The organism is Bradyrhizobium sp. AZCC 2230, assembly GCF_036924495.1.
In the GTDB taxonomy this organism is placed as follows: Bacteria; Pseudomonadota; Alphaproteobacteria; order Rhizobiales; family Xanthobacteraceae; genus Bradyrhizobium; species Bradyrhizobium rifense.
Window position 1 is genome coordinate 7,167,690 of the sequence record NZ_JAZHRS010000001.1, and the last position, 15,689, is coordinate 7,183,378.

The following is a 15,689-nucleotide window of genomic DNA, read 5'->3' on the forward strand; positions in this document are numbered from 1 at the left end:
CGCCTTTGCCCACCCTACGAGGAGCGAGCTAGTTCATGGATGCTAAAGTAACTCAGAACGACCGCATCGGCGTGCTCGAAGAGCTCCTCAACGAGCGCTACTCCGTTCGCGCCTTTCTGCCGAAGGACGTCGACCGTGCCACCATCGAGCATGTGCTGACCACAGCGCAGCGCACCGCGTCGTGGTGCAACAGCCAGCCCTGGCAGGTCATCATCGCCAGCGGCGAGGCCAAGGAGCGCTTCCGCCAGCTGATCTACAAGGAGGCCTCGGGCGGCCTCGGCGACGATTATGATTTCACGCCGCCGCGTGAATACGCCGGCGTCTATCTCGAACGCCGCCGCGAGAGCGGCTTTCAGCTCTACAACACGCTCGGCATCGCCCGCGGTGACAAGATGGCCTATGCCAAACAGGCGCTGGAGAATTACAATTTCTTCGGCGCGCCGCATGTCGCGATCATTCACACCAACGAGCCGCTCGGCATCTATGGCGCGATCGATTGCGGGGCCTACGTGTCGAACTTCATGCTCGCGGCGCAAGCGCTGGGGCTCGGCACGATTCCGCAGGCCGCGCTCGCCCGCCATTCCGGCCTGATCCGCCGCCACTTCAGTCTGCCGGATGACCGCCGCGTCGTTTGCGGCATCTCGTTCGGCTATGCCGACAACGCGCACAAGGTCAACAGCTACCGCACCTCGCGCGCAACCGTCGCCGACACCGTGACGTTCGTCGAGACATAACTGAGCGACGATCGGCGACCCACATGCATGCGAAGACGGCCGCCCAAACGGCCGCCTTCACAGCTGTCGCCTTAGATCGATTGACGCGCTATCCGCCACTGCCGCCGATCACGGCGCGCACGGTCTCGTCGGGCCCGAAGTCCTCGGCGCCGTCGACATAGAGCAGCGCGGCGAGCTTCGAGCGCGCGCGGTTGACGCGGCTCTTGATGGTGCCGACCGCACAGCCGCAGATCGATGCCGCATCCTCATAGGAGAAGCCGGAGGCACCGACCAGGATCAGCGCTTCGCGCTGGTCCTGCGGAAGCTTCTCGAGCGCGCCGCGAAACTCCTCGAACTCGAGGTGGGCGTTCTGCGAGGGCTGCGTCTTCAGCGTCTTGGCATAGTTGCCCTCGGCATCCTCCACCTCCCGCCGCCGCTTGCGATAGTCGGAGCGGAACAGGTTGCGCAGGATCGTGAACAGCCATGCCGGCAGGTTGGAGCCGGGCTGGAACGAGTCGATGTTGGCAAGTGCGCGCAACAGCGTCTCCTGAACCAAATCGTCGGCGCGGTCCGCATTGCCGCTGAGCGAGATCGCAAACGCGCGAAGGCTCGGCACGGCCGCGAGGATGTCGTCACGCAGGGAGTTCGTGAGAGGCATTAATCCCTCCCATTGTTGTCGTTGGAGCCCCCAGCCCCATTCTCGTTGGATCCACCTCCCGGCGCATCAAGCTTTTTGATGAGCTCCGCGAACCGGTCCGGAACCCCCTGCCGCACGACGTCGTCGTACATGGCGCGCAGTTGATGCCCGATCCGGGATTGGATCTCCGGAGTGAGGCCTCCCTTGCCGGGGGTCGTGCTTTTGCTGGCTTGAGACTTGAGATCTTTCATGACCTGTTCCACGTTTCCCCGAGTTAAGTGACTGCAAAATAGAGAAGTTTTCTCAACCGGGAGCCGTTCCCTGGATGAGTTCAATTCCAGGTTCGACAAAAAGTTCCGCCTCAACGGGAACTTTTCTTATCCTGAAGCGTAATCAGCCCCAGTAGGGGAACCCGGGCCTCCCCTCGCGGTTCCCTATTTTTGAGGTTGGCCCGAAATGATTGGAGTGGGGATGTCCCGTTCGCAGCTTGTTGCTGAGCACTTGCCGTTGTTGCGCCGGTATGCACGCGCCCTGACGGGCAACCAGGCCTCCGGTGACGCCTATGTCGCAGCCATGTTGGAAGCCATGCTGGGGGATCCGTCGGTGCTCGACGAGAGCCACGGGCCGCGTGCCGGCCTTTTCCGGCTGTTCACCCAGATCTGGAATTCGGTCTCGGTCAATGACGATTCCGAGGTGGCGACGCTGCCGATGCCGCCGGAGCGGCGGCTGTCCAACATCACGCCGCTGCCGCGGCAGGCCTTCCTGCTGCTCTCGCTCGAAGGATTCTCGGAAGAGGAAGTCGCCTATGTTCTCGCGACCGATGTCGCCGAGACGCGGCGGCTGGCCGATGCCGCCGGCCGCGAGATGGCGGCCGAGATCGCGACCGACGTCCTGATCATCGAGGACGAGACCTTCATCGCCATGGACCTCGAAAGCCTGGTGAAGAATCTCGGCCACAATGTCGTCGGCGTCGCGCGCACCCACGCCGATGCGGTGGCGCTGGCCAAGAACAAGCGGCCGGGCCTCATCCTCGCCGACATCCAGCTCGCCGACGGCTCGTCGGGCCTGGATGCCGTCAACGAACTGCTCCGCACCTTCGAGGTGCCGGTAGTGTTCATCACCGCCTATCCGGAACGCTTCCTCACCGGCGAGCGTCCCGAGCCGGCGTTCCTGATCTCAAAGCCGTTCCAGCCCGCCATGGTGTCGGCGGTGGCGAGCCAGGCGCTGTTCTTCCAGCGCAACTCGCGCAACCGCACGCCGAAGGCGCCGGCGGCGTAAGAAACTCGAATCGTACATGAAGACGGCGCGCCACAAGGCGCGCCGTTTCTATTCGTAGGCACTTCGCCTCAGCAGCCGCGACAGACGCCTTTAAGTTTGGCCTTGATCTTGGCTTCGTCCTCTGCCCATGACCAGCCATTGGACTGTCCCGGCGACGTCCCATCGAACATCATGAGAACGGTCATCCTCTGGAGGTCGTCGGGCGCCCCGGCAGGAGGTTTGGGAAACGGCGCGGATCGCTCCACCATCGCGAGCGTAGCGGCATCTAGCGGCGCGAAGCCCGTGCTTTCCACCAAAGCGTTCGAGATCAATTTGCCGGAGCGATCGATCACGAACGTAACGCCGGCGTTGGCTCTCTGACCGATCGCCTCCGGAGGAAACATCCTATTGCGCCAGACCTGTTCGGTCACTGTCTTGCGCCACGCGTCCATGGCGTCAGACGCCGCGAAGGCGGGCGTCGGCACGCTCGCTGCCAACCCGTAGGGGACTACGTCGAAATGACGGCCGGCGAAGACCAGCGGCACTGTGAAAGAGAACATGTCCTCCGTCAGCTCTGATGGCGGTTCGGGAAACGGCTGGGCGTGATCGAAGATCGCCACCAAAGCAACATCTAGCTGCCGAGAGCCGGTGCTCTCGACCAACGTCCGCGATTTCAACTTGCCGGAGCGGTCGATGACGAATGTCACTTTGGCATGGCCGGCCTGTCCGCGCCGTTCGATCGCAAGTAGCCTGTTGCCGGCAATGTGTTCCGTCAGCCTCGCCTTCCAAGCGCTCGCGCGTTCGATCTGCTTATCGGTCTGTGCCAGCGCGGGGAAAGCCGCCAGCAATCCGAGAAGCGTAGCCGATAGGAGGAGTTTCATTTGCATGAGGCTTCGCATGAAATGGTGCGGAGGACTCAACAACCGCGGCAGATGCTGTGAAGCTTGGCGTTCAATCTGGCATCATCCTTGTCAGATGGCGGGCTGTTGGCGGTCCTCTTGGTCTGTTCGTCGATCCAGGATTCGAGCCATTCGTCATTCACAGGCGGCGGCCCCAGTCTTTTGAAGAAAATGGGCACGGTGAAGCTGAAAGTATCCTCCTTCAGCTCCGGGGGCGGCTCCGGAAACGGCTCGGCCCGCTCCACCATGGCCAGTGCGGCCTCATCGAGCGGTGGCGAGCCGGTACTCTCCACCAACGCTCGCGAGATCAGCTTGCCGGATCGGTCGATGACGAAAATGACCTTGGCGTTACCGGCTTGACCCCGTGCCTGAGGCGGAAATAGCTTCTTGGCGGCAAGGTGCGCGGCCAGCCTTGTTTTCCAGGCTTGGACAGTGTCGGTCTGCGCATGCGCGGGGAGAGCGGTCAGCAATCAAAAGAGAGCGGCCAGCAAAGGAAATTTAATCTGCATCGGCACGAATATTAATCGCCATCTGGTTGATTGCAAGCATCGTTGCTCGCATCGCGCCTGTGTGGCTGTGGGTGGTCGGTGGGGCCGCGAAGCATCACCGCTTGACGGCAACCTCATTGCCCCGTTGATATTTCGCGCCGATGACATCCATCGCCGCATCAAGCCATCCGGAGATTTCGTATCATGGACCAGCAACTTCTCGACCGCCTCGCTATCCGCGACCTCGTCGAGAACTGGGCGGTGTGGCGCGATGCCGGCGACTGGGAGCGCTTTGCGACCGTCTGGCACGACGACGGCTGGATGTCCGCGACCTGGTTTCAGGGGCCGGCGCGGGATTTCATGCGCGTCAGCCAGGAGGGCTTTGCCAAGGGCGTGCGCATCCTGCATTTCCTCGGCGGCACCAGCATCGATCTCGCCGGCGAGCGGGCCATCGCGCAAACCAAGATGACGATCTCGCAGCGGGCCCCCGTGCACGACGTGCTCTGCGACGTCGTCTGCACCGGACGCTTCTACGATTTCCTCGAGAAGCGGCAGGGCCAATGGGGCATCGTCCGCCGCCAGCCGATCTACGAGAAGGATCGGATCGACCCGGTCGATCCTGCCGCGACGCTCCGCCTCGACCAGCAGGCGCTCGCCGCGCTGCCCGAGGGCTACCGCCACCTTGCCTACATGCAGGAGCTGATCGGCTACAAGGTCAAGCGCGACATGCCGGGCCTGATCGGTCCCGAGGTCGAGAAGCTCTATGGCGAGGGGCGGGACTGGCTGGCGGGGAAGGCCAAATAGCCCGCGAGCAAAAGTGAACGCCAGACAAAAGTAAGGCGCGACTGGCATCACCACAGTCGCGCCCTACGTCACCGGCTTATGGGGCAGGGGGGAATAGCCGGCTGTTGGACGACTCCCAGGCGCGAGAGTCGTTCCAGGCGGTTGCAAAATTTTTTTGTGCGGCCTGGAGTGAATTTCGCACACGGTTAAGTGATCTTAACGTTTGGGAAACTCCGGTCCTCCCTTCGCGTTGTTCCCGCGATCGCCATGGGGCGAGGGACCGACAGCCATGCCACAGATTCAAAAGGTATTTTTGGGTGCCGTCGCCATCGCTGCGACGCTTGGCGCCGTCCAGGTTGGCGCCGTGCAGCTGGCCTCCGGCCACGATCTGGCCGACCGCTGGGAGGCGATGGCCGACCAGCCGGGCCAAACCTCGGGCCGCGACGTTGCAACTCACAACGTCAATCGCGCCGGCAAGTCCGACCGGCTCGCTGAGCCGAAGCCGGCCGCTGCTCCTACCCGCACCGTCTCGATGCGGCTGAACGATCTGGCCGACACGTCCGTGCTGCTCCGGGTCCCAGCGGTCATCGAGACCGGCAACGCCAAGCCCGCTCCCACGTTGCTGAAGTCGGGCCGCAGGCCGACAATCGCCTGCGAGCCGATGGTCAGCTCCCTGACCGAGGTCGCCAAGCTGCTGCAGCCCGGCCGCTGCGTGACCTGATCTGCCTCGTCCCTCATGCAAAGCCGCCCTCCCGCCGGGGGCGGTTTTGCGCGTGCACTTGATCCCCAATCCCATCGCGTTATATCCCGGGTTTCTCCACTTCTGATTGACCGGGTAAACGCATGACGACGTCCGATACGGCCACGAATACGCAGCCTTTCCAGGCCGAGGTTTCCGAGCTGCTGCACCTGATGGTGCACTCCGTCTATTCGGAGACCGACATCTTCCTGCGCGAGCTGGTCTCCAACGCCTCGGACGCCTGCGACAAGTTGCGCTACGAGGCGATCGCCAATCCGGCCCTGATGGGCGAGGGCGACGCGCTCAAGATCCGGATCATCCCGAACAAGACGGCAGGGACGCTGACGATCGCCGACAACGGCATCGGCATGGAACGGCAGGAGCTGATCGACCATCTCGGCACCATCGCCCGCTCGGGCACCAAGGCCTTCGTGTCAAAGCTGAAGGAGGCCAAAGACGGCCTCGGCCTGATCGGCCAGTTCGGCGTCGGCTTCTATTCCGCCTTCATGGTGGCCGACAAGATCGTCGTCGTCAGCCGCCGCGCCGGCGAGAGCGATGTCTGGAGCTGGACGTCATCAGGCGGCTCCGGCTTCGAGATCGCACGCGCCAGCGACGAGGAGGCGGCGCGCGTGGCGCGCGGCACCGAGATCGTCCTGCACCTGAAGGACGATGCGAAGAAATATCTCGAAGCTTTCGAGATCGAGCGGATCGTCGGTGCCTATTCCGACAACATTCTCTTCCCGATCGAGCTGGTGCCGGAAGAGGGCGAGCCGCGCCAGATCAATTCGGCAAGCGCGCTGTGGCAGCGTTCGAAATCCGAGCTGACGCCGGAGGACTACAAGAAGGCCTATCAGCAGATCGCGTCTGCCTTCGACGATCCCGCGATGACGCTGCATTATCGCGCCGAGGGCCGCTACTCCTACGCCGTACTGCTGTTCGCGCCGTCGACAAAGCCGTTCGACCTGTTCGAGCCGAACCGCAAGGGCCGCGTCAAGCTTTATGTCCGCCGCGTCTTCATCACCGACGATGCGGACCTGCTGCCCGGCTATCTCCGCTTCATCCGCGGCGTCGTCGACAGCGAGGACCTCCCGCTCAACATCTCGCGCGAGATGCTCCAGAACAACCCGCAACTGGCGCAGATCCGCAAGGCTGTCGCGACCCGCGTCGTCAACGAGCTCGAAAGCCTCGCCGAGAAGGATGCGGAAAACTTCGCAAAGATCTGGGAAGCATTCGGTGCGGTGCTGAAAGAGGGCATCTACGAGGATTTCGAACGCCGCGAAAAGCTGCTCGCGCTGTCGCGCTTCACCACCACGACCGGTGAGAAACGCGCGCTCAAGGACATCGTTGCCGATTTCAAGCCGAACCAGACCGAGATCTATTATCTCGTCGGCGACAGCATCGAGCGGCTGAAATCCAGTCCGCGGCTGGAAGCTGCAACCGCGCGCGGCATCGAGGTTCTGCTGCTGTCCGATCCGGTCGATGCGTTCTGGACCTCGATGCCGACGGAGTTCGAAGGCAAGCCGCTGAAGTCGCTGAGCCAGGGCGATCTCAATCTCGACCTGATCCCGCGCGTCGACGAGAAGGACGAGGCGAAGAAGGACGAGCCTGAGGCCGATGAGGCCGCGACCATCGCGGTGATCAAGGCCGCGCTCGGCGAGCGCGTCAGCGACGTCAAGGCCTCGACTCGCCTCACCAGCTCCGCCTCCTGCCTCGTCGCCGACAGCCAGGGTCCGAGCCGCGAGCTCGAGCGCATCCTGGCGCAGCAGAACCGCGGCATGCGCACCAAGCCGATCCTCGAGATCAATTTGCGCCACCCCATGGTCACGGCGATCACCAAAGCGCAGGCCGGCTCGAAGACGGTCGACGATCTCAGCCTGCTCCTGCTCGAACAGGCGCAGATTCTGGATGGCGAGCTTCCGGAAGATCCGGCCGCGTTTGCGGCGAGGTTGAACCGGCTGGTGCTGCAGGGGCTGGGCGGGTAGGGCCGCGGGGTGCTCACCTTGCCGTCATTGTCCCCAGGAACAGTCGCCTCCGGCGTGGCGCTATGTCATAGGAGGCCGTCGGCATCAGATCCGCCGACGCCGCCAATTCGAGGAAATGTCCGATGCGCCTGCCTCTCCTGACCCTCACCGCCATTGTCACGCTGTTCGTGGCGGCAGATGCCAGCGCCCAGACCTATGATCCGCGCTACCCGGTGTGCATGCACAAATTCACGGGCGGCGGCGGTGGCTTGGGTGGTGGCGGTGGCGGCGGCTATTTCGACTGCAGCTTCACTTCGCTGGAGCAGTGCCGCGCCACGGCATCGGGCCTCGCGGCCAGCTGCGACGTCAATCCCTATTACGCTTTCGATCAGCCGCCGCCCCGGCCGCGCAAGCGTCACAAGAACGTGTACTGACGGACCGTGATGCGGTCGTCCGGGATGACGATCCGCTTGCTTGGCGCGCAGAAGCCGCGAGCTATTCTTTCTTGATTCCCGACAGCTCCACCACCTTGCGCCAGCGCTCGGTCTCGGCGGTCAGCATGCCGCCGAACTCGCCGGCATTGCCGTGCAGGGGGATCGCGCCGAGCTCGGCGATGCGCGCCTTGATCTCGGCGTCTGACAGCGCCGTGTCGACCTCGCGATTGAGCAGATCGACAATTTCGCGCGGGGTGTCGTATGGGGCGCCGACGCCGTAGAACGAGGATGTCTCGTAGCCGGGAAGCGTGTCGGCGATCGGTGGCGCGTCAGGCAAAATCTCCGAGCGCTCGCGCGTGGTGACGCCGAGCGCGCGCAGCTTGCCGGCGCGCACCAGCTCGAAGGACGAGGTGACATTGTCGAACATGCCCTGGATCTGGCCGCTCATCACGTCGGTCAGGCCCGGTGCGGAACCGCGATAGGGCACGTGGGTGAACTGGACGCCGGCCATCGACTTGAACAGCTCGCCGGAGAGATGCAGCGATGTGCCGATGCCGGACGAGGCGATCGACATCTTGCCGGGATTGGCCTTGGCGTAGGCGATGAAGTCGGTGACGCTCTTCACCGGCAAGTCGTTGTTGACGACCAGCACCAGCGGAATTCGCGCAACGCCCGCAACCGGCGCGATCCCCTTGGCGAAATCGTACGGCAACGCTGGATCGAACGAGGCGTTGATCGCATTCGCAGTCGAGGTCAGCAGCAGCGTGTAGCCATCCGGTGCGGACGTGATCACCGCCTGCGTGCCGATATTGCCGCCGGCGCCGGGCTTGTTCTCGACCACGAAGGTCTGGCCGAGCCGGTCGGACAGCCGCTGGCAGATCAGACGTGACAGCACGTCGGTGGCGCCGCCCGGTGCATAGGGCACCACCCATTCACGCTGCGCGATGGATAGGACGGGTTGCCGATCGCGAAGGCGCGCGGAGCGATCAGCGTGGCCGCGGCACAGGTGGCGATCTGAAGGAAATGTCGCCTGGTGATCATCGTGGCCTCCAGTTCATCTCTCGCGGGCGAGAGGACGCGCACAGCACGCCCGAATGACTGGATTTTGCTATCGCAAGAATCGCGCCAGGCCGCACCACGTTCCCGTCGGCTTGGTAAAGGATGATCGCAGTTAATCGAGAGCTAACCGAGTTTTACCTTGTCTCTTAACACCTGGGCAGGGCGCGCGAGCTAAGCTGCCGGGAACAAGCAGATACCGCCCGAAAGAATGAACGGCATGACCACCGGCGTCATCGAGCAAACGAAAGCCGCGCGCGCGCCTTCGGCTTCAAAGATCTGGCTGAAGGCGATCGAGCTGACGGCGCGGATCGAGACGCTGCCGGGCCGCCTGTTCGCCGACGTCGTCGACGATTGGGCACGTCGCCAGCCTGATCGTGTCGCGCTGATCATGGACGACGCAAGCCTCGACTATGACGGCCTGTCGAAGCGCATGAATCGCTATGCGCGCTGGGCACTCTCGGTCGGCGTCGCCAAAGGGGATATTGTCGGCCTGATCATGCCGAACGGCATCGATTATGTCGCGGCCTGGCTCGGCATCAGCCGCGTCGGCGGCGTGGTGGCGCTGATCAACACCAAGCTCGTCGGGCAGTCTCTCGCGCATTGCGTCGATGTCGCAAAGCCCTCGCACATCATCGTCGCGCATGAGCTCGCGGAGACGCTGCAGAGCGCAACACCGCATCTGAAGACCGAAGCCAAGATCTGGACCCATGGCGATGCCCGCAGCGAGCGTGCGATCGATGTTGCACTCGCCGCGCTCGGCGACGGGACGCTGTTGCCCCAGGAGCACGGCGACGTCACCATCGATGACCGCGCGCTGCTGATCTACACCTCCGGCACCACCGGCCTGCCGAAGGCTGCCAGCATCAGCCATCGCCGCATCCTCAATTGGGGGTTCTGGTTCGCCGGCCTCACCGGCGCGACGCCGCAGGATCGGCTCTATGATTGCCTGCCGCTGTTCCACTCGGTCGGCGGCATCGTCGCGCCGTGCAGCATGCTCGCCGCCGGCGGCTCGGTGATGATCGCGGAGAAGTTTTCGGCTTCGAATTTCTGGCCCGACATCGTGCAGCACGACTGCACGCTGTTCCAGTATATCGGCGAGCTCTGCCGCTATCTGCTCAAGGCGCCGCCGTCGGAATACGAGAACCGCCATCGCCTGCGGCTCGTCTGCGGCAATGGCCTGCGCGGCGATATCTGGGAGGATTTCCAGGGTCGCTTCGCCATTCCCCGCATTCTTGAATTCTATGCCGCGACCGAAGGCAATTTCTCGCTGTTCAACGTCGAGGGCCAGCCGGGCGCCATCGGCCGCATTCCGCCGCTGCTCGCGCATCGTTTTCCTGCAGGCCTCGTCAAGCTCGACCCCGACAGCGGCGCGCCGCTGCGCAATGACGAGGGCTTTTGCATCGCCTGCACGCGTGGGGAAGCCGGCGAAGCGATCGGTCGCATCGGCACGGCTGACCAGGGCGGTGGCCGCTTCGAGGGCTATACTGACGCGGGCGAGACCGAGAAGAAAATCCTTCGCGATGTCTTCGCCAAGGGCGATGCCTGGTTCCGCACCGGCGATCTGATGCGGCTCGACGACAAGGGCTTCTTCCATTTCGTCGATCGCATCGGCGACACTTTTCGTTGGAAGGGCGAGAACGTCGCGACCTCCGAGGTCAACGACGCGGTGCGCGATTTTACGGGCGTGGTCGATGCCACCACCTATGGCGTCAGCATTCCTGGCGCCGACGGCCGCGCCGGCATGAGCACGATCGTCGTGAACGAGGGCTTTGATATCGCCGCACTGTCTGCGCATCTCGCACAGCGGCTGCCGACCTATGCCCGCCCGGTCTTCATCCGCATCTCGCGCGAGCTCGATGCGACCGAGACGTTCAAGCAGAAGAAGGGGGAACTGGCGCGCGAGGGGTTTGATCCCAGCGCGTTCGCCGAGCCTCTGTTCATGCTCGAACCGAAATCCGGCGCCTATGTCGCGCTCGATGCCGAGGCATTCGCGCACATCCTGGACGGCACGATCCGGCTGTAACAGCAACAAAATCCGGAGATAGGTCCAATTTTATCTGAATTGTCCAAGAGGCCATTTACTTCTGTCCGGTAAACACACGGGCAAGGGGAGGCGGTCATCGAGAGCCGCCGCAAGAAACACGATCGATTAACTAAAGAAGAGGCGAGCCAGCCATGTCGGTACGATCCAAAGTCATTGAAGCGATCCAGCAGATCGCCAAGGAACAGCACGTCACGCTTCCCGCACTCTCGGACGATCTGTCCCTGCACGAGACGGGCTTTGACTCGCTCGCTTTCGCGATCCTTGTCGCGCGTCTCGAGGATGAGACCGGCGTCGATCCCTTCACCATTTCCGAGGACGCAGCGTTCCCCGCCACCGTGGGCGATTTCGTGCGAGCCTACGAAAATGTCCCCGCGTGAGATCTTCGCGCTCCGCGACCACCTTGGCGCGGAGCTGACCGGCCGTACGCTGTCGGATGCGCACCATGTGGTGTCGCTGACCGATATCCTGTCGCGGACCGTGCTCGGCGGCCGCCTGCGCGAGCTGTCCGGCCGCGCGGTCCTGCTGAAACTGTCGGACCAGCTCCGGTCGGGCCTCGCCATGATCGAGCTCGACGGTATCGCCCGTCGCATGTTGCTGTGCCCGCCGGACCTTAATCCTGCGCATCTGGACGAGCTGATCGCCGATGCCGGGATCGACGCCTTCGTGACCGACGAGCCCGATGGCTGGGCCGCGGCCGGTGTGTCGCTGGTCGTCACCGCACAAATGCCGCTTCAAGCCACAGCGCCTGCGCAGACCGAGCGCGCGACCGAATGGCTGATGCTCACCTCGGGCACATCGGGCGTGCCGAAAATCGTAGGCCATACGCTGGAAGCACTCACCGGCGCCATCGTCGCCGAAGGCCCCGCCAAGGGCCCCGCGCCGGTCTGGGCCACGTTCTACGACATCCGCCGCTATGGCGGCCTGCAGATATTCCTCCGCGCCATCCTCTCCGGCGGCTCGATGGTGCTGTCGGATCCGCACGAGGTGCTCGCCGATCACGTCGCGCGGCTGAACGCGCGCGGCGTCTCGCACATTTCCGGCACGCCCTCGCACTGGCGCAAGCTCCTGATGAGCGGCTCGGCCGCGCAGTTCGCGCCCGGCTATGTCCGCCTTTCCGGCGAGATCGCCGACCAGGCCGTGCTCGACGGCCTCAAGGCGGCATTCCCCAATTCCTCCGTCGGCCATGCCTATGCCTCGACCGAGGCCGGCGTTGGCTTCGCCGTCAATGATGGCCTCGAAGGTTTTCCGGCGAACTATCTCGGCAACCGTAACGGCGTCGAGATGAAGGTCGTCGACGGCTCGCTGCGTATCCGTTCGACGCGCACGGCACACGCCTATATCGGTCGCAACGCGGCTGCGCTCACCGACGGCGACGGTTTCGTCGACAGCGGCGATATTGTCGAACTGCGCGGCGAGCGCTATTATTTCGTCGGCCGCCGCGGCGGCATCATCAATATCGGCGGGCTGAAAGTTCACCCGGAAGAAATCGAGGCGGCGATCAACCGACATCCCGACGTGCGGATGTCGCGCGCGAAATCGCGGCGTAGCCCGATCACGGGTGGCATCGTCGTCGCCGACGTGATCCTTGCCGACGGCACCGACCAGGCACGCGCGAAGGAAATCCGCGACCAGATCCTGGATCAGTGCCGCGCGCAGCTGGCGTCCCACAAGGTGCCGGCGGTGATCCGCTTCGTCGAGGCGCTCGACGTCACCCCGGCCGGCAAACTGGCGCGCACCGATGCATAATGTTCTCATCACCGGCGGCAGCCGCGGCATTGGCCTTGCGATCGGCAAACGTCTGGTCAGCGCCGGCTACAACGTGATCGCCGCCGCGCGGCGCGAGAGCGACGAGCTCAAGGCCGCGATCGCCGCCTCCAAAGGCCGCCTGCATTTTCGCGCCTGCGATCTTGCCGTGATCGACGCGATTCCGGCTTTCGCAAAGCTCGTGCGCGATGAGTTCGGCCCGACCTATGGCCTCGTCAATAATGCGGGCCTCGGCACCGAGGGCCTGCTCGCGACCATGCACAATTCGGAGATCGAGGCGCTGGTGCAGCTCAACGTGCTGTCGCCGATCGTCCTCACCAAATATGTCGCGCGCCAGATGATGGCCGATGGCGCCGGCCGCATCATCAACATCTCCTCGATCATCGCGACGACCGGCTACAACGGCCTGTCGGTCTATGGCGCGACCAAGGCAGCTGCCACCGGCTTCACCCGCTCGCTCGCGCGCGAGGTCGGCAAGCTCGGTATCACCGTGAACGCGATCGCGCCCGGCTTCATCGACACCGAGCTGACGCATAATCTCTCTGACGAGAGCCGCAAGCGCATCGCCGGCCGCAGCGCGCTGCGCCGACTGCCCGAGACCGACGACGTTGCGCGCATGGTTGAATATCTGCTCGGCGAGGGCGGTCGTAACGTCACCGGCACCGTGTTCACGATCGACGCCGGGAATACGGCCTGAGACGGAACTCTGCCGTCACAATCGGGTTGATCCGGCGCAATGACATCAAGCCGGATTTGGTCGTAAGATGCCTCGTACTCGATTGGGTTACGTCAATCGAACTGCCCTAAACGACAGGGAGCAGTCCATGGCCTCTAAAAATTTGGCCTCTCAAAATATGGCCTCGCCAAACATCACCGTTGCGAGTCCGGGCCAAGCGCCCGTCGAGCCTTCGCCCGCGAAACTGGACGATGCCCGCTGTCCGCCGATGTCGCATCAAAACTCCGGCAGCCACGGCCACGAAATGTATCCGCAGCAATTCGTGCGGCTGATCGGCTGTCATGATGCCTCTCTCGAGGCTCTGCGAAAGCGCGAGAGCGAAAAGCTGCACTAGCCTATCGCCTATTTCCAACGAGCGCGAAACCGTCCCGTCGGCCATTGCATTTGATTGTGCTCGCCGGCGCGAGCAGGCATCTTGTTGTCGAGCCGGTTTCGGCCAATGATGCCCAGCCTTTTCGGGGGAGCCGGCCGGCGAACCCAAATCTGTCCCGCCACGTATCTCGTCTCACCTGAAACCAGACCGGCTTCTGCAATGAGCGCCGCTTCCTTCTACGGCAGCATCCCTGTCTTCCGTGGCTTCACTAGCCTGATGGAGCCAAAACTCTATTCGCCGCTGCCGGAGGACTGGAGCGTCGGCGTCGCCGACATCGTCGATTCCACCAAGGCGATTGCGGCGCAGCGCTACAAGGCGGTGAACATGGCCGGCGCCGCCGTGATCGCGGCGGTGACGAATGCGCTGGAGGGCCGCGAATTTCCCTTCGTGTTCGGCGGCGACGGCGCCAGTTTTGCGGTCGCGCCGGCCGATCTCGATGCGGCGCGCGAAGCTCTGGCTGCGACGGCGAGCTGGGTGCGGGAAGACCTCGATCTCAAAATGCGCGTCGCGCTGGTGCCGGTGAGCGCCATAAGGGCGAAAGGTCTCGACGTGCGCGTCGCGCGCTTCGGTCCGTCGGCCAATCTGTCCTATGCGATGTTTTCCGGCGGCGGGCTCGCCTTCGCCGACGCCGCGATGAAGCGCGGCGAGTTCGCCGTCGCTGAAGCGCCCTCAGGCACGCAGCCCGATCTCTCCGGCCTGTCCTGCCGCTTCGAGGTGATGCCGGCCTCGCGCGGATTGATCCTGTCGGTGCTGGTGATGCCGGCAGACGGCGGCGACCCGCAGGCCTTCCGCAAGGTGATCGAGGATATCATCCATCTCGTCGAGCGCAGTCCGGATGCGGGGCGTCCCGTGCCAGCGCAGGGGCCGCCGCTGAAATGGCCGCCGCAGGGCCTGGACTACGAGGCGCGGGCGATCCGCGGCGGGTCGTTGCTCAAGCGTCGCGCCGGCCTGCTCGCCTATACGTTTTTCGCCTATGTCCTGATGCGCTTCGACATCAAGGTCGGCGGCTTCCTGCCAAAAGTCTACAAGCGCCAGGTGGTCGAGAATTCCGACTTCCGCAAATATGACGACGGCCTGCGCATGATCCTCGACTGCACGCCGGAGCTTGAGCGTGCCCTGAGCGATCGTCTCGCGACGGCCGCGCGCGATGGCGTCGTGCGCTACGGGCTCTACCAGCAGGATGCCGCGATGATGACCTGCTTCACGCCCTCGGCGCTGCGCAGCGACCACGTCCACTTCATCGACGGCGCGCGGGGCGGCTACGCCTCGGCGGCGACGGCGCTCAAGGCGATGGTGGCGGCCGCGACCTAGCGTCCCGCGCGCGTCCAGGTTTCGCCGCCGCAGAGCGCGCCGACGCAGCCTTCGACGCGCAGCGTCTCTGCGCCCGTCATCGAGACGCTGCTCGCGTAGGTGCTGCCGTCATCGGCATTGTAGATCTGGCCCGACCATTTATTCGGCCCTGCGGGCTGCATGCCGGAGAACAGCGGCAGGCCGATCATCGGGCGCCTGGCGAGCGCGGGATTGGGATTCTTGCTGTCGGTCGCGGGCTGGCCGGTCGCGGTGTCGTGGGGCTCGCGCAGCCAGACGATGACGCCGCAGATGCCGCCGCCGCATTTGCTGATCTTGACGCGGGCATCGCCAGCCTGGGTCAGCCAGGTGCCGCTCGCGTCAGCACTTTGCGCATGCGCGGCCGTCGCGCCGGACAGCGCAGCCAGGAGGACGGAGAGGATGGCGAATCTGCGGGACATGGAAGGGCCTCGGAATGGAGGCGTCTCCATAGCAGCAAATCAGAATCGTGCAAC

Annotated in this window: 17 protein-coding genes and 1 pseudogene; 12 read left to right on the forward strand and 6 right to left on the reverse strand. The window is 64.1% G+C overall.

The genetic code is table 11. The features are described 5' to 3' along the window. Positions 1-35: 35 nt before the first annotated feature. Positions 36-734 carry a nitroreductase gene (locus V1280_RS34185; protein WP_334534891.1) on the forward strand — a complete coding sequence of 233 codons (699 nt, stop codon included), beginning with the start codon at positions 36-38 and terminating at the stop codon, positions 732-734. Between the two features lie 88 nt (positions 735-822). On the opposite strand, the gene V1280_RS34190 is transcribed toward V1280_RS34185, so the two are convergent. Then, positions 823-1,371: a sigma-70 family RNA polymerase sigma factor gene (locus V1280_RS34190; protein WP_084292346.1), complete on the reverse strand. Its 549-nt coding sequence runs from the start codon at positions 1,369-1,371 to the stop codon at positions 823-825. After that, positions 1,371-1,601 (reverse strand): NepR family anti-sigma factor, encoded by a 231-nt coding sequence (locus V1280_RS34195; protein ID WP_334534894.1) that lies wholly within the window; start codon positions 1,599-1,601, stop codon positions 1,371-1,373. The genes V1280_RS34190 and V1280_RS34195 overlap by 1 nt, the downstream gene beginning before the upstream one ends. Before the next feature lie 220 nt (positions 1,602-1,821). Between V1280_RS34195 and V1280_RS34200 the strand changes: the two genes are divergently transcribed. Further along, entirely contained in the window at positions 1,822-2,628 is an 807-nt protein-coding gene (locus V1280_RS34200) for a response regulator (protein WP_334534896.1), read from the forward strand. A 68-nt stretch (positions 2,629-2,696) separates the two neighbouring features. Here V1280_RS34200 and V1280_RS34205 read toward each other — a convergent pair whose 3' ends face one another. Next, a complete protein-coding gene (locus tag V1280_RS34205) occupies positions 2,697-3,455 on the reverse strand; it encodes a TonB family protein (RefSeq protein ID WP_334534898.1) in 759 nt (252 codons plus the stop codon). Positions 3,456-3,523: 68 nt separating this feature from the next. Then, positions 3,524-3,976 (reverse strand): energy transducer TonB family protein, encoded by a 453-nt coding sequence (locus tag V1280_RS34210; RefSeq protein WP_334534900.1) that lies wholly within the window; start codon positions 3,974-3,976, stop codon positions 3,524-3,526. Positions 3,977-4,198: 222 nt separating this feature from the next. Between V1280_RS34210 and V1280_RS34215 the strand changes: the two genes are divergently transcribed. The 4 genes from V1280_RS34215 to V1280_RS34230 all read left to right on the forward strand — a co-directional run bounded on the left by V1280_RS34215 (position 4,199) and on the right by V1280_RS34230 (position 7,911). Continuing rightward, positions 4,199-4,798, forward strand: coding sequence for a nuclear transport factor 2 family protein (locus V1280_RS34215; RefSeq protein WP_334534902.1), 600 nt, complete (start codon positions 4,199-4,201; stop codon positions 4,796-4,798). A 268-nt stretch (positions 4,799-5,066) separates the two neighbouring features. Beyond that, a complete protein-coding gene (locus tag V1280_RS34220; protein ID WP_334534904.1) occupies positions 5,067-5,498 on the forward strand; it encodes a hypothetical protein in 432 nt (143 codons plus the stop codon). Positions 5,499-5,620: 122 nt separating this feature from the next. After that, positions 5,621-7,498, forward strand: coding sequence for a molecular chaperone HtpG (htpG, locus tag V1280_RS34225; RefSeq protein ID WP_334534906.1), 1,878 nt, complete (start codon positions 5,621-5,623; stop codon positions 7,496-7,498). 122 nt (positions 7,499-7,620) lie between these two features. Next, the gene (locus V1280_RS34230; protein ID WP_334534908.1) at positions 7,621-7,911 is read left to right on the forward strand and encodes a DUF3551 domain-containing protein; all 291 of its coding nucleotides are present in this window, start codon (positions 7,621-7,623) and stop codon (positions 7,909-7,911) included. A gap of 61 nt (positions 7,912-7,972) precedes the next feature. On the opposite strand, the pseudogene V1280_RS34235 reads toward V1280_RS34230, so the two are convergent. Beyond that, positions 7,973-8,952, reverse strand: a pseudogene (locus tag V1280_RS34235) (Bug family tripartite tricarboxylate transporter substrate binding protein). Positions 8,953-9,178: 226 nt separating this feature from the next. Here V1280_RS34235 and V1280_RS34240 point away from each other — a divergent pair. The 6 genes from V1280_RS34240 to V1280_RS34260 all read left to right on the forward strand — a co-directional run bounded on the left by V1280_RS34240 (position 9,179) and on the right by V1280_RS34260 (position 15,198). After that, positions 9,179-10,993 carry a long-chain-acyl-CoA synthetase gene (locus V1280_RS34240; RefSeq protein WP_334534912.1) on the forward strand — a complete coding sequence of 605 codons (1,815 nt, stop codon included), beginning with the start codon at positions 9,179-9,181 and terminating at the stop codon, positions 10,991-10,993. Positions 10,994-11,145: 152 nt separating this feature from the next. Continuing rightward, the gene (locus tag V1280_RS34245) at positions 11,146-11,391 is read left to right on the forward strand and encodes an acyl carrier protein (protein ID WP_015688794.1); all 246 of its coding nucleotides are present in this window, start codon (positions 11,146-11,148) and stop codon (positions 11,389-11,391) included. Then, on the forward strand, positions 11,378-12,760 hold the full coding sequence (locus V1280_RS34250) for a class I adenylate-forming enzyme family protein (RefSeq protein ID WP_334534916.1): 1,383 nt from the start codon (positions 11,378-11,380) through the stop codon (positions 12,758-12,760). The genes V1280_RS34245 and V1280_RS34250 overlap by 14 nt, the downstream gene beginning before the upstream one ends. Then, entirely contained in the window at positions 12,753-13,475 is a 723-nt protein-coding gene (locus tag V1280_RS34255) for an SDR family NAD(P)-dependent oxidoreductase (RefSeq protein ID WP_334534918.1), read from the forward strand. Before V1280_RS34250 ends, V1280_RS34255 begins: the two co-directional genes overlap by 8 nt. 157 nt (positions 13,476-13,632) lie before the next feature. Beyond that, the gene (locus V1280_RS46920) at positions 13,633-13,848 is read left to right on the forward strand and encodes a hypothetical protein (protein ID WP_442895260.1); all 216 of its coding nucleotides are present in this window, start codon (positions 13,633-13,635) and stop codon (positions 13,846-13,848) included. Positions 13,849-14,046: 198 nt separating this feature from the next. Further along, entirely contained in the window at positions 14,047-15,198 is a 1,152-nt protein-coding gene (locus V1280_RS34260) for a DUF3095 domain-containing protein (protein WP_334534920.1), read from the forward strand. On the opposite strand, the gene V1280_RS34265 is transcribed toward V1280_RS34260, so the two are convergent. After that, the gene (locus tag V1280_RS34265) at positions 15,195-15,635 is read right to left on the reverse strand and encodes a DUF2147 domain-containing protein (RefSeq protein ID WP_334534922.1); all 441 of its coding nucleotides are present in this window, start codon (positions 15,633-15,635) and stop codon (positions 15,195-15,197) included. The two genes, V1280_RS34260 and V1280_RS34265, sit on opposite strands and share 4 nt — an antisense overlap. Positions 15,636-15,689: the final 54 nt, after the last annotated feature.

Bases quoted from the DNA above. Each gene is read 5' to 3' on its own strand.
- V1280_RS34215 (WP_334534902.1), top strand. From the start codon at position 4,199: ATGGACCAGCAACTTCTCGACCGCCTCGCTATCCGCGACCTCGTCGAG.
- V1280_RS34245 (WP_015688794.1), top strand. From the start codon at position 11,146: ATGTCGGTACGATCCAAAGTCATTGAAGCGATCCAGCAGATCGCCAAG.
- V1280_RS34195 (WP_334534894.1), bottom strand. From the start codon at position 1,601: ATGAAAGATCTCAAGTCTCAAGCCAGCAAAAGCACGACCCCCGGCAAG.
- htpG (WP_334534906.1), top strand. From the start codon at position 5,621: ATGACGACGTCCGATACGGCCACGAATACGCAGCCTTTCCAGGCCGAG.
- V1280_RS34190 (WP_084292346.1), bottom strand. From the start codon at position 1,371: ATGCCTCTCACGAACTCCCTGCGTGACGACATCCTCGCGGCCGTGCCG.
- V1280_RS34200 (WP_334534896.1), top strand. From the start codon at position 1,822: ATGTCCCGTTCGCAGCTTGTTGCTGAGCACTTGCCGTTGTTGCGCCGG.
- V1280_RS34185 (WP_334534891.1), top strand. From the start codon at position 36: ATGGATGCTAAAGTAACTCAGAACGACCGCATCGGCGTGCTCGAAGAG.
- V1280_RS34255 (WP_334534918.1), top strand. From the start codon at position 12,753: ATGCATAATGTTCTCATCACCGGCGGCAGCCGCGGCATTGGCCTTGCG.
- V1280_RS34240 (WP_334534912.1), top strand. From the start codon at position 9,179: ATGAACGGCATGACCACCGGCGTCATCGAGCAAACGAAAGCCGCGCGC.
- V1280_RS46920 (WP_442895260.1), top strand. From the start codon at position 13,633: ATGGCCTCGCCAAACATCACCGTTGCGAGTCCGGGCCAAGCGCCCGTC.
- V1280_RS34250 (WP_334534916.1), top strand. From the start codon at position 11,378: ATGTCCCCGCGTGAGATCTTCGCGCTCCGCGACCACCTTGGCGCGGAG.
- V1280_RS34230 (WP_334534908.1), top strand. From the start codon at position 7,621: ATGCGCCTGCCTCTCCTGACCCTCACCGCCATTGTCACGCTGTTCGTG.
- V1280_RS34260 (WP_334534920.1), top strand. From the start codon at position 14,047: ATGAGCGCCGCTTCCTTCTACGGCAGCATCCCTGTCTTCCGTGGCTTC.
- V1280_RS34265 (WP_334534922.1), bottom strand. From the start codon at position 15,635: ATGTCCCGCAGATTCGCCATCCTCTCCGTCCTCCTGGCTGCGCTGTCC.
- V1280_RS34220 (WP_334534904.1), top strand. From the start codon at position 5,067: ATGCCACAGATTCAAAAGGTATTTTTGGGTGCCGTCGCCATCGCTGCG.